The following is a 1,107-nucleotide window of genomic DNA, read 5'->3' as shown; positions in this document are numbered from 1 at the left end:
CCAAAAAGTGAATATAATAAATTGAAAAAAGAATTTACTAATGAATTAAATAATTCAGTAAAAGATAGTAAAAAACCTGAAAACATTAAAGAGAAGATGATTGAAGGAAAAATAAATAAAGAATTATCAAAATCTGTTTTAGAATTACAAGAATTCGTTGTAGATTCATCATTAAAAGTTAATACATATTTAAGCAATAATAAATGTTCATTAGTTTCTGGAGTTCGTTTTGAAGTTGGTGAAGGAATTGAAAAAAAAGAAACTGACTTTGTTGCAGAAGTTAATGCGCAATTAAACGAAGCTAATAAAAAATAAAAAATTATAATAAAAAATGTCAATAATATTGGCATTTTATTTTTTTAATACTTTAAATAATGAATGATAATATTTTAATTAAAATTCAAAATCTAAACTTTAAATATAAGAATGAAAGTATTTTAAATATTAGTGATTTAGAAATTGAAGAAAATAGTTGAATTTCAATTGTTGGTCCTTCGGGTTCTGGAAAAACGACTTTGCTAAATTTAATTGCTCAAATTGATAATTTTCAAAATTCATCAATTAAAATTAAAAATGATTTAAAAACAAATGATATTGGTTATATATTGCAAAATCACATTTTATATGAACAAATTAGTGTTTATCAAAATATTTTTTTAAGTGCAAAAAATTCTCCAAAATGAAAAAAAGGAAAATATTTAATATTATATGAAGAATTTATAAATAAATATTTACAAAAAGATAAAAAATTCTTAAATTTGGTTGAACAATTTAAGAAAAATATTTCAGAAAAAAAAGAAAAATTTTTAATATTAAAAATCAATCTTTATATTTTTAAAAAATTTAAATTCTCAAAAGTATTTTTTAAATTTTTAAATTCTCAAAAACTTAAAAAAATTTTTAATCAAGAAATTTTACAAATTGCTAAAAAATTAGAAATTGATCATTTATTAAATAAAAAAGCAATGTTTATTTCTGGTGGTCAAAAACAAAGAGTTGCGCTTTGTAAGGCGATTATTAAAAAAAATTCACTTATTTTACTAGATGAACCCTTTTCTGCTTTAGATGTTGAAATAAAAAATAAAACAATAGAGCTTATACAAAAAA

General features: G+C 19.2%; 1 protein-coding gene and 1 pseudogene. Both read left to right on the top strand.

Annotated elements, in window-relative coordinates; genetic code table 4:
* Positions 1 to 315, top strand: a pseudogene (locus T403_RS0103985) (translation elongation factor Ts); the annotation flags it as partial.
* Positions 316 to 374: 59 nt separating this feature from the next.
* Positions 375 to 1,107 (top strand): ATP-binding cassette domain-containing protein (locus T403_RS0103980; RefSeq protein WP_033161528.1); only part of this gene is annotated, 733 nt, incomplete at its 3' end.

The sequence above is a fragment of the Mycoplasma collis ATCC 35278 genome, from assembly GCF_000701825.1.
GTDB classification, from domain to species: domain Bacteria; phylum Bacillota_I; class Bacilli_A; order Mycoplasmatales; family Metamycoplasmataceae; genus Mesomycoplasma_A; species Mesomycoplasma_A collis.
Note: the sequence above shows the minus strand (reverse complement) of the source record. Positions and strands in the feature narration are given on the sequence as shown.